Raw genomic sequence first — 14,771 nt, forward strand, 5'->3', positions numbered from 1 at the left:
ATGGGTTCGCATCCGACTTGCGCCGCCTGCCCGGCATCGGCATCGCGACCGCTTCACTGTGCGGCCGCGGCGCGCGGCGCCCGTTGATCTGAGTCAAGCGCGCGGACAGCCCGCTTCGTAGACTGGATTGCACCGGCGGATCTCCCGTCGATGGAGCGATTCCGATGAGCTACAAGAGCATGGTCGTCCACCTCGATACGAGTACCCGTGCGCATGCGCGCCTCGAGTTCGCACTGCGTCTCGCCCGTCACTTCGGCGCGCACCTGACCGGGCTGTTCGCGGTCTACACGCCCGAACCCCATTCGTTCTACGTGATGGCCGGTTCCGCCGATTATTTCCGCGCGCATCGGGAGCAGCGCGACGAACGGCTCGCCGCGCTGGAGCGCCTGTTCCATGCGGAAGCGGCCCGCGCGAAGGTGCCGGCCGCGTGGGTCCGCGCGGACGAGCGCGCCAATCTGGCCGTGCCGCGCGCCGCGCGCCTGGCCGACCTCGTGATCGCCGGCCAGAGCGACCCGAACGATCCCGAGACCTTCATCGACGACCAGTTTCCGGAGAACCTCGTGCTGACCGCGGGGCGTCCGGTGCTGTTCGTCCCGTACACCGGCACCTTCCCGTCGGTCGGCGAACGGGTGATGGTCGCGTGGGACGGCAGCCGCGAAGCCGCCCGCGCCGCGCACGACGCGATCCCCTTTCTCGCGCATGCGAAGCGCACGACGGTCGTCGCCGTGGTCGACGGCGCGTCGGAAGCAGCGGCCACGCGCATTCCGGCCGCCGACGCCGCGTTGATGCTGGCGCGCCACGCGCCCGACGTGAACGTGCTCGACATCGACGCCGGCGCGGGCGCGCCGGTCGGCGACACGCTGCTGTCGCGCGCCTACGAAACGGGGTCGGACCTGCTCGTGATGGGCGCCTACGGCCACTCGCGCTGGCGCGAGCTGGCGATGGGCGGCGCCACGCGCACGGTGCTCGCGTCGATGACGCTGCCGGTGCTGATGTCGCACTGAACGCGCCGCCTGCGCCCGCGCATTGCGCCGCGCGGGGCGGTGCACGTTTCGCGGCGCCGGCGGTCGACGGCGATGCCGCGATGCCGCGATGCCGCGATGCCGCGATGCGGCGCGCGTGCCGCGCGGCCGCCGCGGCGCTTGATCCAGGCTTGATCCAGATCAGCGCGATCGACCCGCGCGCGCCGATGATGGGTGCATCGACATCCGTACAGGGGAAACGCCATGTACTCGAACATTCTGGTGGCGCTCGACGGCAGCGACACGTCGTCCCGCGCCCTCGATGCCGCGCTGACGCTCGCGTCCGAGACGGGTGCGCGGCTGACGCCCGTCTACGTCGTCGACTTCCTCGTGCCGGCCTACGACACGTACGGCTACGACCCGTCGATCCTGATCGACGCGTTTCGCGAGGAAGGGCTGCGCGTGACCGACGACGCCGCGCGACGCATGAAGGCGCGCGACGTGGCCGGCACGCCGCAGATTGTCGACGTCGCGCCGGCGGGCGAAGACGTCCCGCACCGGATCGTCGGCCTGGCCGACGAGCTCAAGGCCGACCTGATCGTGATGGGCACGCACGGCCGGCGCGGTTTTCAGCGCCTGTTCCTCGGCAGCGTGGCCGAGCGCGTGCTGCGCCTGTCCCCGCGCCCGGTGCTGATGATTCCGGCGAACTGCCCGGCGGCGCACCCTGCCGAAGCGGCCGCCGCCTCGACCGAAAAGGAGCCGTCATGAGCTACAAGACCCTGCTCGTCCACCTCGACGACAGCGAACGCTGCACGACGCGCGTCGACCTCGCCCTCGAACTCGCGGCGCGCTGGAACGCGCACCTGATCGGTCTCTACGTGGTCTGCCAGGACCTCTTCGAGCCGTTGCGGCGGCCCGACGAGCCGCTGAAACTGGCCGTCTACGAGCGCCTGTGCGACCAGCGCTGCAAGGACGCGGAAACGCGCTTCCTGACGGCCGCCGAACGCGCGGGGCGCAGCGTCGAGTGGCAGGCGCCGGCGGGCAACGCGACCGACGCCGCGATCCTGCATGCGCGACATGCGGACCTGCTGATCCTGGGCCAGGAAGATCCCGACGACCGGATGACCTACGTGGCGCGCCATTTCATCGAGGACGTCGTGATGGCCAGCGGCCGCCCGGCGATCGTCGTGCCGTATGCCGGCGACGTGCGCACGTTCGGCGAGAACGTGCTGATCGGCTGGGACGGCGGACGCGAAGCCGCGCGCGTGGTGGCCGATGCGCTGCCGCTGCTCGCGCGGGCGCGCTTCGTCAACGTCGAGACGGTCGTGCGCGGGCAGCCCGATCCGGACAGGACGCCGGCGGGCGTCGACGTGGCCGCGTATCTCGAACGGCACGGCGTGCGCGCGTCGTTCTCGGCGACGCCGCGCGAGCGGGCGGTCGGCGTGGGCGCGACGCTGCTGAACCGGGCGACCGACCTGCATGCGGACCTGCTCGTGATGGGCCTGTACAGTCACACCCGCGCGCACGAACGCGTGCTGGGCGGCGCGACGCGCACGATCCTCGAGACGATGACGGTGCCGGTCCTGCTGTCTCACTGACACCCGGCGAACGCAACCGGGGCGGCCGCCCACAGCCGCCTCGTGCATCACCGCGCCGCTGCGCCGGCTCCGGTCCCCTCCCGCACGACCGGCGCCGGCCGATCCGCGGTGCGCTGTCCGCCAGCAATTCGGCCACGCTGCCGGCCAGCGCGCAGCGCATGCCGCGGCGGCCATGCGCCTCCATCGCGATCAGGTCCACCCCGCACGCGGCGGCGGCGCGCGCCGGTCGATACAGCCGCTGCCGACGTCGGACAGCGCGCCGACCCTCCGCATCGGTACCGATTGGCGAGCGCCGGCAACGGGCGCACCATCTCCTTCCCGTTGGGGCGCCGGATACCGTGCCGATCCCGCCCCGACGACGACGGACATCGTCCGGTCATCGGCGGCGGCCATCATGACGGCCGCCGATCGCCGGACGATGGCGGGCGCCCGTCCGCGAACAGGTTCGACGAAGGCCGCCGCGTGGGCCGCGCCACGCGATCCGGCGAAGGACGCATTGCCATGATCCGGGTACTCATCGCCGACGACCACACCCTCGTCAGGGACGGCCTGCGGCACATCCTGCAGAACGCCAGCGGCTTCGAGGTCGCCGGCGAAGCGTGCGACAGCGCTTCCACGCTCGCGCTCGCGCGCGACGCCGCGGCGAACGTGCTGGTGCTCGACCTGTCGATGCCGGGCCGCAACGGCATCGAACTCATCAGACAGATCAAGGACGAGAAACCGGCCTTGCAGATCCTCGTGCTGACGATGCACGCCGAGCAGCAATACGCGGTGCGCGCGTTCCGCGCCGGCGCGTCCGGCTACATGACCAAGGAAAGCGCCAGCGCCGAGCTGGTCGCGGCGCTGACCAGGATCGCGGCCGGCGGCGTCTATGTCAGCCTGACGATGGCCGAGCAGTTCGCGCAGAGTCTCAACGAGCCGACCGATCTGCTGCCGCACCAGCGCCTGTCCGACCGCGAGTTCGACGTGTTCCGGCGCGTCACCGCCGGCGAGTCGATTTCCGGAATCGCCCAGGCGCTCGGCGTCAGCGTCAAGACCATCAGCACGTACAAGACGCGGATACTCGAGAAGATGCAGTTGCCGAACGACACGGCGCTCGTGCGCTATGCGATGCGTCACACGCTGTTCGACGACCCCGACGCGGGTTGAGCGCGTCAAACCGCCGCACCCTTGTAGGAATTGCCCTACACGCCTTCCCGATCACTTACCGCATCTTCAAGCTCCGCTGATTTCAATCGCGCGGCCGCCCGTCCATACTCACCATCAAGCAAAACGAACGCGCGCCTCCCGGAGCAGCCCGGCGATGCCGTCCAGTCACGACGGCATCGCCGTTGCGCCGCCCCCATGCGGCGCCGACCAGACGAGGGCGGCGACCTCCCTCCCGCCTGTACGGCGGCCAGCGCAACCGTGCCCATGCCACGCGCGGCCACCACCCAACGGAGCAGATCATGCCGAGCCATGCCGATGTCCCGACGAACGTGCCGTTACGCCCCTTCATTCCGCTGCATCCGGTCCAGCGAACCGACCAGCCGAAGCGCACGTCGTCGCGCTGTTCGTCCTGCACGCTGCGCACCGTCTGCATGCCCCAGGAACTGACGCCCGCCGATTTCGCGCGGGTCGACGCGATGATCTGCACGACGCGCCACGTCAGGCGCGGCGAAACGCTGTTTCGCGCGGGCGACGCCTTCAGCAGCATCTATGCGGTGCGCACCGGATCGTTCAAGACCGTCGTGATGCATCGCGACGGCGACGAGCAGATCACCGGCTTCCAGATCGTCGGCGAATCGCTCGGCCTCGACGGCGTGCACGACGGCCGCCACAACGGCGACGCGATCGCGCTCGAGGACAGCACGGTGTGCATCATTCCGTTCGGCCAGCTCGAGCAGCTGTGCCGCGAGGTGCGGTCGATGCAGCATCACGTGTACCAGATGATGGGCGGCGAGATCGTCCGCGAATCGGCGCTGATGCTGCTGCTCGGCACGATGAGCGCCGAGCAGCGCGTGGCCGCGTTCCTGCTGAACCTGTCCGCCCGCTTCAAGGCGCGCGGCTACTCCGCCGCCGAGTTCGTGCTGCGGATGACGCGCGACGAGATCGGCGAGTATCTCGGGATGAAGCTCGAGACGGTCAGCCGCATGCTGTCGAAGTTCCAGCACAACGGCCTCGTCGCCGCGCAAGGCAAGCAGATCCGCATCGTCGATCCGGAAGGCCTCGCACGGATCTGATCCGGCGGCGAGCGGGCGCACGGCTCAGCCGCGCATGCCCAGCACCGCCGCCCCCGACACCCGCCCCGCGCGCAGATCGTCGAGCGCGCGGTTCGCGTCGGCCAGCGCGTAGCGCACGGCCTCGACCCGCAACGGCATCGCATCGGCGATCCGCATGAATCCGGCGGCATCCGCGCGCGTCAGGTTGGCCACCGACGCGATGCGGCGTTCGCCCCACAGCCACGCATACGGGAAGCCGGGGATGTCGCTCATGTGGATGCCGCCGCATACGACGATCCCGCCCTTGTCGAGCGCGCGCAGCGCGGCCGGCACGAGCGCGCCCACCGGCGCGAAGATCAGCGCGGCGTCGAGCGGCTCCGGCGGCGCCTCGTCGCTGCCGCCGGCCCAGGCCGCGCCCAGCGACCGCGCGAGCTGCTGCGCGACGGTATCGCCGGGCTTCGTCAGCGCGAACACCTTGCGCCCCTCGCGATGCGCGACCTGCGCGACGAGATGAGCCGCCGCGCCGAAGCCGTAGATGCCGACGCGGCGCGCATCGCCGGCCATGCGCAAGGTCCGGTAGCCGATCAGGCCGGCGCACAGCAGCGGCGCGGCCTCGAGGTCGCCGTAGCGCCGCGGCAGGTGCACGCAATACCGGTGGTCGGCGACGGTGCATTCGGCATAGCCGCCGTCGATCGTATAGCCGGTGAATCCCGGGCGGTCGCAGAGATTTTCGCGGCCGGACGCGCAATACGCGCACTCGCCGCACGTCGAGCCGAGCCACGGCACGCCCACCCGGTCGCCGACGGAAAAACCCGTCACGCCCGCGCCGAGCACGCGCACGGTGCCGACGATTTCGTGCCCCGGGATCAGCGGCAGCTTCGGATGCGCAAGCTCGCCGTCGACGACGTGGAGATCGGTCCGGCAGACGCCGCATGCGTGCACGTCGATCAGCAACTGTCCCGCCGCCGGCAACGGGTCCGGCACATGCGCCTCGCGCAAATGCGGCGTCGCGCCGTCAAACGTCATCGCAAGCATGCCCGCCTCCCCGCGCGATCGCGCGCTTCGCATTCAAGGCTAGTCGCCCGCAGCAGTGCATGCACGGCCCGATGACGCGCGCTTGACGTGGGTCAACGGCCGCCGGCCGGTTGCTGACACGATGAAATGGCGCAATGCCGCCGCCGCGGCGACCTGGAGATGCCCGCATGATATCCGTTCCCCCTCTTGCCGCAAGCACCCGCCCCGACGCCCACCTGAGGTCGCTGCTGGCCTGCGCGATACTGGCCCCGTCCAGCCACAATTCGCAGCCGTGGCGATTCATCGTCGACGGGCCGACGATCGCGGTCTGCGCGGACCGCGCGCGCGCGTTGCCGGTGGTCGATCCGTTCGACCGCGAGCTGATCATCAGCTGCGGCGCGGCGCTGCTCAACCTGCGCGTCGCACTCGCGCACGCCGGGCTCGCGCACACGATCAGCACCTATCCTTCCGACGTCGATCCCGATCTCCTCGCGCTGGTGCGGGTATGCGACGACGGCTATGCCGACCCGGCCCTCGGTGCGCTGTTCGAGGCCATTACGGAGCGCGTCACGACCCGCGCGCCGTTCGAATCGACCGCCGTGCCGGACGAGATCCAGCGCGAACTGATCGCGGCCGGCGTCGCGGAAGGCGCTGAAGTCGCGTGCATCGACTCGGTCGCGCATCGCGCGCGGGTCGCCGAGCTGGTTGCGCAAGCCGATCAGCAGCAATTCGCGGACCCGCGCTTCCGGCGCGAGCTGGCGAGCTGGATCGATCCGCGCCGGCACGTCGACGGCATGCCGGCGTTCGCGGCCGGCGTGCCGGCGTTGCTGGACTTCGCGGCCCCCGTCGTGACGATGGCGGTACGGACATTCGATCTCGGCAACGGGCTGGCCGCGCTGCATCACCAGCTCGTCGGCGCCTCCCCGCTGATCGTCTGTATCTCGACCGCGCGCGACGATCGCGACGCATGGCTCGCCGCCGGGCAGGCGCTGGAGCGCATCCTGCTCGTCGCGGCGCGCGCGGGCCATACGGCGTCGTACCTGAACCAGCCGATCGAGACGGCCGAGCTGCGCGCCCACCTGCGCCGCACGCTCGGGCTGCACGGCGAGCCGCAATTGCTGCTGCGGGTCGGACGCGGCCCGCATACGCCGCATTCGCCGCGCCGCCCGCTCGACGAGGTCGTCTCCTGATTGCACCCGGCGACCCGATGCCCCACCCGATCCGGACAAGGAAACACATGAAACGCCTGCGTTGCCTCGCCTTCTGCCTGATCGCCGCGACGGCCGGCCCGGCCGCCGCGCAGACCGCCGCGCCCGAGCCGACCGACCTCGTCAACGCGCAGCACTGCATGTTCTGCCATACGTCCGACCAGGCGTTCCTCGGGCCGTCGTTCCACGAGATCGCACAGCGGTATCGCGGCGATCCGGCGGCCGCCACGGAACTGGAACGCAAGCTGCGCGTGGGCGGCCGCGCGCACTGGGGCGACACGCCCATGCCGTCGGCCGAGGATCGCGGCGGCCCGCTATCCGCCGACGATGCGCACCAGCTCGTGCAATGGGTGTTGAGCCAGTAGCCGGCTCGCGGCCCCGCGGCTCCACGGCTCCACAGCTCTCATGTCGACCGTCGTCAAACGCGCCCCCGCCGCGACGCCCGCGAACGCACGCGGCAAGCGCACGCGTTCGCGGCCCGATGCGATCGTCGGCGACGACGTCGCCCGACGCCGCTCACGCCGGACGCTCGCCGGCAGCGCAAACCGCACGCGCGACGACGACGATGCCGTGCTGCTGCAGCGCGCGGGCATGCGCGGCATCCGGCTGCAACTCGACTACTGGAAAGCCGAGGAGCGCCTGCAGAGCGAGCGCATCGGCCATGCCGTCGTGATCTACGGCAGTACGCGCATCGTCGCCCCCACGGTCGCGCACGCGCGGCTGGACGAAGCGAACCGGCTGCTCGCCGCGCACCCGCACGACGCCGGCCGGCGGCGCGCCGTCGCAGAGGCGAGCCGGCTCGTCGAACTCAGCGCGTATTACCGCGTCGCACGCGCATTCGGCCGCATCGTCGCCCACGCCGACCGGTGCACGCGCGCCGCGCGGCTCGCCATCGTCACCGGCGGCGGCCCCGGCATCATGGAGGCCGCCAACCGCGGCGCCTACGAGCGCGGTGCGCCGAGCATCGGCTTCAACATCGAGTTGCCGCGCGAACAGGCGCCGAATCCGTATCTCACGCCCGGCCTGCGCTTCCGGTTTCACTATTTCGCGATCCGCAAGCTGCACCTGCTCGAGCGTGCGAAGGCGGCCGTATTCTTCCCCGGCGGCTACGGCACGTTCGACGAGCTGTTCGAAGTCCTGACGCTGCTGCAGACGCGCAAGATCGCGCCGCTGCCGGTCGTCCTCGTCGGCGAGGCGTACTGGCGCCGCGCGATCGACCTGGCCTTCCTCGCGGACGAAGGGATGATCGACCGTCGCGACCTCGACCTGTTCACGTACTGCGAATCCGCGCCCGACATCTGGCGCGCGATCGGCTGCTGGTATGCGCAGCGGCGGCGGCGCGCGACGCGACCGGTGCGACGCCGCGCCGCGCCGGCGACGCGTGCCGTGTAGGAATCCGCCGACGCCCAGCGCACGATTCCTACCGCAGCTTCGGGGCATGCCGATTGAATCGCGCCGGCGCGGCCACGATACTGGAGACACGGATCACGGCTGCGCGGTATCCGGATTCAGGACCCACAGGAGAGTCGCCATGTCCCACGCTATCCATCTTTCCGATTCGCTCGATCAGGCCGACCAGCCCGACGCCCCCGCGCTCGACACGCTGGCGCTCGTCGCCCTCGCGCGCGATGCCGGCATGCTCGTGATCCTCGACGGACAGATCGGCCGCGAGCGGTACGAAAGCGTGACGGGATCGATCGCCACGCTGGCCCGCTTCGCGCAGGCGCTGCAGCAGTCGGCGCTCAAGGCCGCGTGAAGGCGGCGTGAACGGTCGCGCCGCCGTGAGTGACGAGCGGCACGGTGCCGCCGCCGCGACGCGACAACGACCGCGCCCCGGCATCAGGCCATGAACGTGTTCGATTGCCTCATCCCGATCCGGGTCGTCCCGGCGCGCGGCCCGTCGATCGCGGCTGCGCGCCCGGTATCGGGCGTACGGCCTGGCGCAAACGCGCGCTCGCCCGTACCGTCCGGCGATACGCGCGTCATGCGGCTCCTGCCACGGTAGCCGCCCGTTTCGATGGCGGCCTTCCCGATCGCCATCGCCCCATCCGTCCGCATCGCTTAACTCACCTGATCGCCGCGTCGTTTGACGCCTGCGTAGACGCCCGCGTTTCCACGCGGACGCCTCATCCGGCCGCGACCCGCCTGCGTTACTCGACCACCAGGTCGTCGACGACGGCGCGCACGCCGCGCGCCGACCACGCGGCCCCGCGCACGGCCTTGCGCTCGGCGAACGAGCCGACCTTGCCGGTCAGCCGCACGGTGCCGTCGCGCACCTCCACGCCGATGTGTTTCGCCTCGCGCTCGGCATGGCGCAGGATCGCGCGCCTGATGCTGCCGCCGATGTCGGCCGAGTCGACCGCTCCCCGCACGGCGATATGGTCGGTCACGCCGGTCACGCTGTGCATCTGCGAGATCGTCCGCACGGCCAGATGGCTCTGGTAGGCCCACTCGACCCTGCCGGACAACGTGATCCAGCCGTGCTCGACCTGCACCTTGACGGCCTCGTCGTGCAGTCCGACCGTCCAGTGCAGCACCGAGCGCACCGCGTTCGCGATGTCCTCGTCGGTGCGGACGTCGTCGTTCGGCAGATGCACGGTCAGGTCGACGACGAGCGCCCTGACGCCGCCCACGCGGTTCGCCGCGCGCTCGATCGCCAGTTTCTCCGCATAGCTCGGCGGGTGCCCCGACAGCGTCACGATCCGGTCGGCCACCTCGACACCGATTCGCGTCGCGTCGATCGCCGGGTCGGACGCCAGTTCGTCCTGCACGTCCTGCTTCAACTGCCTGTCGGTTTTCATCGCCTGCACTCCCGTGAGCCGCGGCGTGCCTGTCAGCCGCACCCTTCCAGATTTGCACACGCGCGGCCTGGAATCGCTGACGCAGGTCAACGGACGCGTCACGTCGCGCGTCGCGGCCTGCCGGTGCGTCGCCTGACGAAGGCCGGGCCGCCTTGTCGTGAAATCGCCAATGCGCGACGCGCCACACATGCCATGCGCCGCGCCGCGCCGCGAAGACTCGCACGACGGAACGCCAACGGCGCGCGGATCGCGGATCGCGCCGCGCGCCGGATGCTTCGTCAGGGCGACCCGCGCCGCCCGATCAGCCGATCGTCAGCTTCTTCTGCCCGACCGGCGCCTTCTTCGGCAGCGTCAGCGTCAGCACGCCGTCCTGATATTTTGCCGTTGCCTTGGCGTCGTCGATCTCGCCCGCCAGCGAGAACGAGCGGCTGATCGCGCCGCTGTAGCGCTCGCGCCGGATCACGCGCTCGCCTTCCTTCTGTTCGCTGTCACGCTCGATCCTCGCGTTGATCGATACGGTTCCGCCCGTCACCTGGACCTCGATGTCGTCCCGGGCAACGCCGGGCAGTTCCGCGTCGACCTTGTAGGCGTCGTCGCTTTCCGTCACGTCGATCTTCATCGACGCGAGATCCGGCTGGTCCGTCGTCGCCATCCCGCGCAGCGGCCTGAACAGCCCCTGAAACAGGTCGGAAACGGGATCGATCGAAAACGGATCGTAACGCGTGAGATGGCTCATGGTTCGCACTCCTCGTACGGTTGACCTGCGGCCGGCGCTTTCGTCCCGCCAGCGCGGCGCCGCGACGAAGACCGGGTCGGCGCGACACCGCATGCCGCGCAACGGACGAACGATCATCAGGATTCCAGCGTAATGGCCCGCGCCCGCAGGTGCTTGACGCGCGTCAATACAACGGACGCTCACGCGCAGAACCGGAAATAGCCGCTGTGCAGCATGATCGGCCGGCCGTCCATCTCCTCGAGCAGGCAGCGTGCCGCGCGCTCGATCGCGGGGCGATGGCGCGCGAAGGCATTCACCAGATCCTGTTCGCGCGGCGACGCCGCCCGGAAGTGATCCTCGAGCGCCGCCGCGGTAATCGCGCAGCGCACGAGACGGCCTTCGACCAGCGCCGGAAAACTCAGCGCCGGATCGAGGCTGCAATACGTCGGATGTTCGGCCGGGAAAGAGATCTGCATGATGATCACCAGAACAGGTCGTACAAGGGCTGGCGCCGGCTTGAGGGCGTTGCGCGCCGTGTGCGATGCGTACGCTCGCCGCGCCGCCGCCCGCCGGCGCGTGCAACACGCTAGGCGACGGCCGCCGCCGGTGCGGCTTCGCTGCCGCGCACGAGCAGGACCGGGCGGCTCGACGCGCGCAGGAATCGTTCGGCGACGCTGCCGAGGAACAGCCGCCGGACCCCGCGGCGCCCGTGCGTACCGATCACGGCCAGATCGATCGACCGGTCGTCGACGTAGCGCTGCAGTCTCTCGGCGACATTCTGGCCGATCTCGGTCTCGACGAGTTCCGTCTCGCCGTTGACGCCCGCGTGCGCGATGGTCCGTTCCACGTCTCGCAGCACCGACGCACCGTCGCGCCGGATCTCGTCGAGCATCGCGTCCGGGTCCATGCGTCCGCCGTAGGTGATCAGCAGGGACTTGTCGACGACGAACACGGCGAACAGGCGGGCGCCATACGATCGCGCCACCTTCAGGCCTTCGTCGAGCGCCAGTTTCGATGACGGACTCCCATCCACGGCAACCATGATGTTCGTGTACATACCGACCTCGCTGGATGAACCGACGCGCCGGCGGCGTTCGGCCTGGCTTTCATCATCGGCGTTCGCCGCAGGCGGGCGTTGATGGAGGTCAACGGTTCGCCAGCGCGGCAAAACCGGAACACGCGACGCCGATCTACCGGGGAGCGGCCGGCAAGCGCGACGGGTTCACGTACGGCCCGAAGCCCTGCTCGATGTCGAGGATCTTCGTCGCGCATGCATCGTATTGCCAGCCCGGGCCGCCATCGCTGTCGTACATGCCCTTGCACATCGCCTTGAGCCGGATCGTCGAGGCGCCGTCGCCCGACGCCGTGCGGGATGCCCACAGATAGACTTCGCCGGCCAGCAGTGGAGGCGCCGTCTCGATCGTGTCCGCGTCGGCGCGCGTGATCCGGGACGACGAATGTGCTTCGACATAGCGGCGCGCCAGACGCCACGCACGATCGCATTCGGCGGCGGTCCCGCACGACAGCGTCGCGGCCTGACGCGTCGCGAGCAATTGCGTTTCCGTCGACCGGAAGGCGGCGTCATACGCAGCACCCGCACACGCGCCCAACGCAAGCAGCACGCCGACCGCCAACACCCGTCGTTTCATCGCCAATGCCTCGCACCCTTCGCGTACCGCTCGCTAGCGAGCGGCATGATCGCCCGCGACGTCGTTCCGGCCGCGTCGCGGCAAACATGCCGCATGGCGCGCGCCGCAGGTCGCACGCGCTGGAATCGACTGTATTGCCGTCACCGGGAATCCGGTTGACCTGCATCAAGCGTCCGCCGCCACGCGACGGACCGGGCGAAACGGGAGGCTGCGGCGGCGGCGCTTCAACACCGGGCTGCGACAAGCCGCCCGGTCGCCCGGCATCGACGCGCTTGATGCGCGTCAAGCCCCGATCGGCTCCAGTCGGCTGCAATAGGGTTCGTCGGACAAGTCGCGCGGGCCCGACGGCCCGATCCCGCGACATCGAGCAGACGGGAACCTGCCGTTCCCGTTCGCCCCCAACCCGCGGGCGCCGCGACAGGTACGCGCGCGCCGCATCGATCCATTCGCCATGCCCCGAGCACCACGCCAGTCGTTCACGCCGAGTCGCGGCGCCGCGCGACGAACCGCCACGCAACTCGATCGCGCATTGCGCCGGCCCGCCACCTATCCGCACCCCGCCGGCCGCATCGAACGGATCGAAACCCACCTGTCCGTCGTGTATCTGGCGGGGCGTTACGCGTACAAGCGCATCAAGCCCGTTCGCTTCGCGTTCGTCGATCTCGTGCGACCCGCGCAGCGACGCCGCTGCGCACTCGCGGAGTACACGCTCAACCGGCCGCTCGCCGGCCCGCTGTATCTCGACGTCTGGCCGCTCGTCGCGCGCGGCCGGCGCAGCGCATTCGGCCCATCCGTGCGGACCGGCGCGCACCGGCATCGGCAGGCGGCGGCGCCGGGCGAGTACGTGGTGCGCATGCGCCGGTTCGATGCGCAGGCGATGTTGTCGGTTCGCAGCGCGTCGCACGATGCGGGGCTCGCGGATGCGGACGCGCTCGCCCGGACGCTGGCCCGCCATCATCTGCACGCGCCGCGCCATGCGCCGCGCGGCCACCCGGGCAGCGCGGCGAGCGTCGCGGCCCAATGCCTGGCGTTGCGCGACACGCTCGACGTCACGGCGCCCGACGAAGCCGCGTTGCGCCGCTGGTACGAAGCCGAGCTGGCCCGTATCGCGCCGCGGCTCGCCGACCGGCACGCGAACGGCTTCGTGCGCGCATGCCACGGGGACCTGCATCTCGAGAACATCGTCCGCTGGCGGAACCGGATCCTGATGTTCGACTGCATCGAGTTCGACGATGCGCTGCGCTGGATCGACGTGGCCAGCGATCTCGCATTCGCCTGGATGGATTTCGCCGCGCGCGGGCGGGCCGATTGCGCGCACCGCCTGCTGTCCGGCTGGCTCGCCCGCACCGGCGACCATGCGGCACTGGGCGTGCTGCCGTGCTACTTCGTCTATCGCGCGCTGGTGCGTGCGCTGACCGCGCGGCTGCGCGGCGACGAGGCGGCGCGCAGCCGCTATCTGCGGATGGCGTCCGACATGGCCGCGCAGCGGCGCCATGCGCAGCCGATGCTGCTGCTGTGCCACGGGATGTCCGGCTCGGGCAAATCGGCCGCCAGCCGTGCGCTGGCGGAACGGCTCGGCGCCATCCGGCTGTCCAGCGACGACGAACGCAAGCGCTTCGCCGGCGCGCCGGCGGAGGCCCGGCTGTCCCCGGCCGCCTATTCGGACACGGCGATCGACGCCGTCTACGCAAGACTGCTTTCGCAGGCCGGCACGGTACTCGCCGGCGGCTACACCGCGATCGTCGATGCGACGTTCCTGCTCCGGCGCAACCGGACCGCCTTCCTCTCGCTCGCCGCGCGGCTCGGCGTGCGCGTCGCGATTCTCGATTTCACCGCGAGCCGGGCGACGCTCGTCTCGCGTGTCGCGGCCCGGGCCGCGCGCGGGCGCGACGCCTCCGATGCCGACACGGCCGTGCTGGCACGACAGCTCGACCATGCCGAACCGCTGACCGGGCCCGAGGCCGCCCTCGCGATCCGCTTCGAAACCGAGTGCGAGGTCGCGGCTTACGACAGCCGCGCGTTCTGGGCGCCGTTGCTTGACGCGCCGCACATCCGGACGCCGCGCTGACGCGCGTCGCGCGGCAGGCAGCGCATGCGCGCCGCAACGGAAACCGGAGCGTCCCGGCTTATCCGCGCTGCTTCTCCTCGAAATACGACTGGCGCGCCGTCGCCAGGCGCAGCTCGTCGAGCAGCGTCGCGACGGCGTGAAGCAGATCGTCGAGCGAGACGATCCCGACCAGTTCGCCGCCGTCGCCGACGACGGGCAGCCGACGGACGCCGTACTGGCGCATCCGCTTCGCGAGCAGCCAGATATCGTCGTCGACGTTCGCGACCGCGACGGGTTCCGACATGATGTCGCCGACGAACAGCGCGCCGGCCGGTGCGTCGGGGCTGACCACGGCCAGCACGATGTCCCGGTCGGTCAGCATGCCGACCGGCTCGCATCGTCCTTCCCGGTCACGGACGACCACCAGGTCGCCGACGTGCGCGTCGCGCATCATGGCGGCCGCCTCGACGACGGTCGTCCGTGCGGAACACATCGCGACATCGCGGGTACAGAGCAGCGCGGCATTCATGTTCATTCTCCCGGCCGGAGCGACACGGCGCGTCGACGCGCGACGCG

Annotated in this window: 17 protein-coding genes; 10 read left to right on the plus strand and 7 right to left on the minus strand. The window is 70.7% G+C overall.

Features of this window, described 5'->3' with window-relative positions:
- Nucleotides 1-164 precede the first annotated feature (164 nt).
- The 5 genes from GQ56_RS0131395 (at nucleotide 165) to fnr (ending at nucleotide 4,782) form a co-directional block, all read left to right on the plus strand.
- On the plus strand, nucleotides 165-1,004 hold the full coding sequence (locus GQ56_RS0131395; protein ID WP_031402423.1) for a universal stress protein: 840 nt from the start codon (nucleotides 165-167) through the stop codon (nucleotides 1,002-1,004).
- 222 nt (nucleotides 1,005-1,226) lie between these two features.
- Nucleotides 1,227-1,730: a universal stress protein gene (locus tag GQ56_RS0131400; RefSeq protein WP_031402424.1), complete on the plus strand. Its 504-nt coding sequence runs from the start codon at nucleotides 1,227-1,229 to the stop codon at nucleotides 1,728-1,730.
- Complete coding sequence (locus tag GQ56_RS0131405) at nucleotides 1,727-2,560, plus strand: universal stress protein (protein WP_031402425.1); 834 nt, start codon at nucleotides 1,727-1,729, stop codon at nucleotides 2,558-2,560. Before GQ56_RS0131400 ends, GQ56_RS0131405 begins: the two co-directional genes overlap by 4 nt.
- Before the next feature lie 501 nt (nucleotides 2,561-3,061).
- The gene (locus GQ56_RS0131410) at nucleotides 3,062-3,709 is read left to right on the plus strand and encodes a response regulator (RefSeq protein WP_031402426.1); all 648 of its coding nucleotides are present in this window, start codon (nucleotides 3,062-3,064) and stop codon (nucleotides 3,707-3,709) included.
- Nucleotides 3,710-4,008: 299 nt separating this feature from the next.
- The gene (gene fnr, locus GQ56_RS0131415; RefSeq protein WP_031402427.1) at nucleotides 4,009-4,782 is read left to right on the plus strand and encodes a fumarate/nitrate reduction transcriptional regulator Fnr; all 774 of its coding nucleotides are present in this window, start codon (nucleotides 4,009-4,011) and stop codon (nucleotides 4,780-4,782) included.
- A gap of 24 nt (nucleotides 4,783-4,806) precedes the next feature.
- Here fnr and GQ56_RS0131420 read toward each other — a convergent pair whose 3' ends face one another.
- Entirely contained in the window at nucleotides 4,807-5,796 is a 990-nt protein-coding gene (locus tag GQ56_RS0131420; RefSeq protein WP_031402428.1) for a zinc-dependent alcohol dehydrogenase family protein, read from the minus strand.
- A 167-nt stretch (nucleotides 5,797-5,963) separates the two neighbouring features.
- Here GQ56_RS0131420 and GQ56_RS0131425 point away from each other — a divergent pair, with 167 nt between their 5' ends.
- The 4 genes from GQ56_RS0131425 (at nucleotide 5,964) to GQ56_RS0131440 (ending at nucleotide 8,739) form a co-directional block, all read left to right on the plus strand.
- Nucleotides 5,964-6,965: an Acg family FMN-binding oxidoreductase gene (locus tag GQ56_RS0131425; protein ID WP_031402429.1), complete on the plus strand. Its 1,002-nt coding sequence runs from the start codon at nucleotides 5,964-5,966 to the stop codon at nucleotides 6,963-6,965.
- Nucleotides 6,966-7,012: 47 nt separating this feature from the next.
- On the plus strand, nucleotides 7,013-7,348 hold the full coding sequence (locus tag GQ56_RS0131430) for a c-type cytochrome (RefSeq protein ID WP_031402430.1): 336 nt from the start codon (nucleotides 7,013-7,015) through the stop codon (nucleotides 7,346-7,348).
- Nucleotides 7,349-7,388: 40 nt separating this feature from the next.
- Nucleotides 7,389-8,375, plus strand: a complete 987-nt coding sequence (locus GQ56_RS0131435; protein WP_031402431.1) for an LOG family protein — start codon at nucleotides 7,389-7,391, stop codon at nucleotides 8,373-8,375.
- A 139-nt stretch (nucleotides 8,376-8,514) separates the two neighbouring features.
- Nucleotides 8,515-8,739 (plus strand): hypothetical protein, encoded by a 225-nt coding sequence (locus tag GQ56_RS0131440; protein WP_031402432.1) that lies wholly within the window; start codon nucleotides 8,515-8,517, stop codon nucleotides 8,737-8,739.
- 394 nt (nucleotides 8,740-9,133) lie between these two features.
- Here the strand turns inward: GQ56_RS0131440 and GQ56_RS0131450 are convergent, their stop codons facing one another.
- From GQ56_RS0131450 to GQ56_RS0131475, 5 genes are all read right to left on the minus strand, one after another.
- Nucleotides 9,134-9,784, minus strand: coding sequence for a BON domain-containing protein (locus GQ56_RS0131450; protein ID WP_031402433.1), 651 nt, complete (start codon nucleotides 9,782-9,784; stop codon nucleotides 9,134-9,136).
- Nucleotides 9,785-10,085: 301 nt separating this feature from the next.
- Nucleotides 10,086-10,520 carry an Hsp20/alpha crystallin family protein gene (locus tag GQ56_RS0131460; protein ID WP_031402434.1) on the minus strand — a complete coding sequence of 145 codons (435 nt, stop codon included), beginning with the start codon at nucleotides 10,518-10,520 and terminating at the stop codon, nucleotides 10,086-10,088.
- A gap of 179 nt (nucleotides 10,521-10,699) precedes the next feature.
- Nucleotides 10,700-10,975 (minus strand): DUF1488 family protein, encoded by a 276-nt coding sequence (locus GQ56_RS0131465; RefSeq protein ID WP_031402435.1) that lies wholly within the window; start codon nucleotides 10,973-10,975, stop codon nucleotides 10,700-10,702.
- Between the two features lie 110 nt (nucleotides 10,976-11,085).
- The gene (locus tag GQ56_RS0131470) at nucleotides 11,086-11,556 is read right to left on the minus strand and encodes a universal stress protein (protein ID WP_031402436.1); all 471 of its coding nucleotides are present in this window, start codon (nucleotides 11,554-11,556) and stop codon (nucleotides 11,086-11,088) included.
- A gap of 133 nt (nucleotides 11,557-11,689) precedes the next feature.
- The gene (locus tag GQ56_RS0131475) at nucleotides 11,690-12,148 is read right to left on the minus strand and encodes a hypothetical protein (protein ID WP_031402437.1); all 459 of its coding nucleotides are present in this window, start codon (nucleotides 12,146-12,148) and stop codon (nucleotides 11,690-11,692) included.
- 451 nt (nucleotides 12,149-12,599) lie between these two features.
- Between GQ56_RS0131475 and GQ56_RS0131480 the strand changes: the two genes are divergently transcribed.
- Nucleotides 12,600-14,216 (plus strand): bifunctional aminoglycoside phosphotransferase/ATP-binding protein, encoded by a 1,617-nt coding sequence (locus GQ56_RS0131480; protein ID WP_031402438.1) that lies wholly within the window; start codon nucleotides 12,600-12,602, stop codon nucleotides 14,214-14,216.
- A gap of 58 nt (nucleotides 14,217-14,274) precedes the next feature.
- Here the strand turns inward: GQ56_RS0131480 and GQ56_RS0131485 are convergent, their stop codons facing one another.
- Nucleotides 14,275-14,724 (minus strand): CBS domain-containing protein, encoded by a 450-nt coding sequence (locus tag GQ56_RS0131485; RefSeq protein WP_031402439.1) that lies wholly within the window; start codon nucleotides 14,722-14,724, stop codon nucleotides 14,275-14,277.
- Between the last annotated feature and the right edge of the window lie 47 nt (nucleotides 14,725-14,771).

This window comes from Burkholderia paludis (assembly GCF_000732615.1).
Taxonomy (GTDB): domain Bacteria; phylum Pseudomonadota; class Gammaproteobacteria; order Burkholderiales; family Burkholderiaceae; genus Burkholderia; species Burkholderia paludis.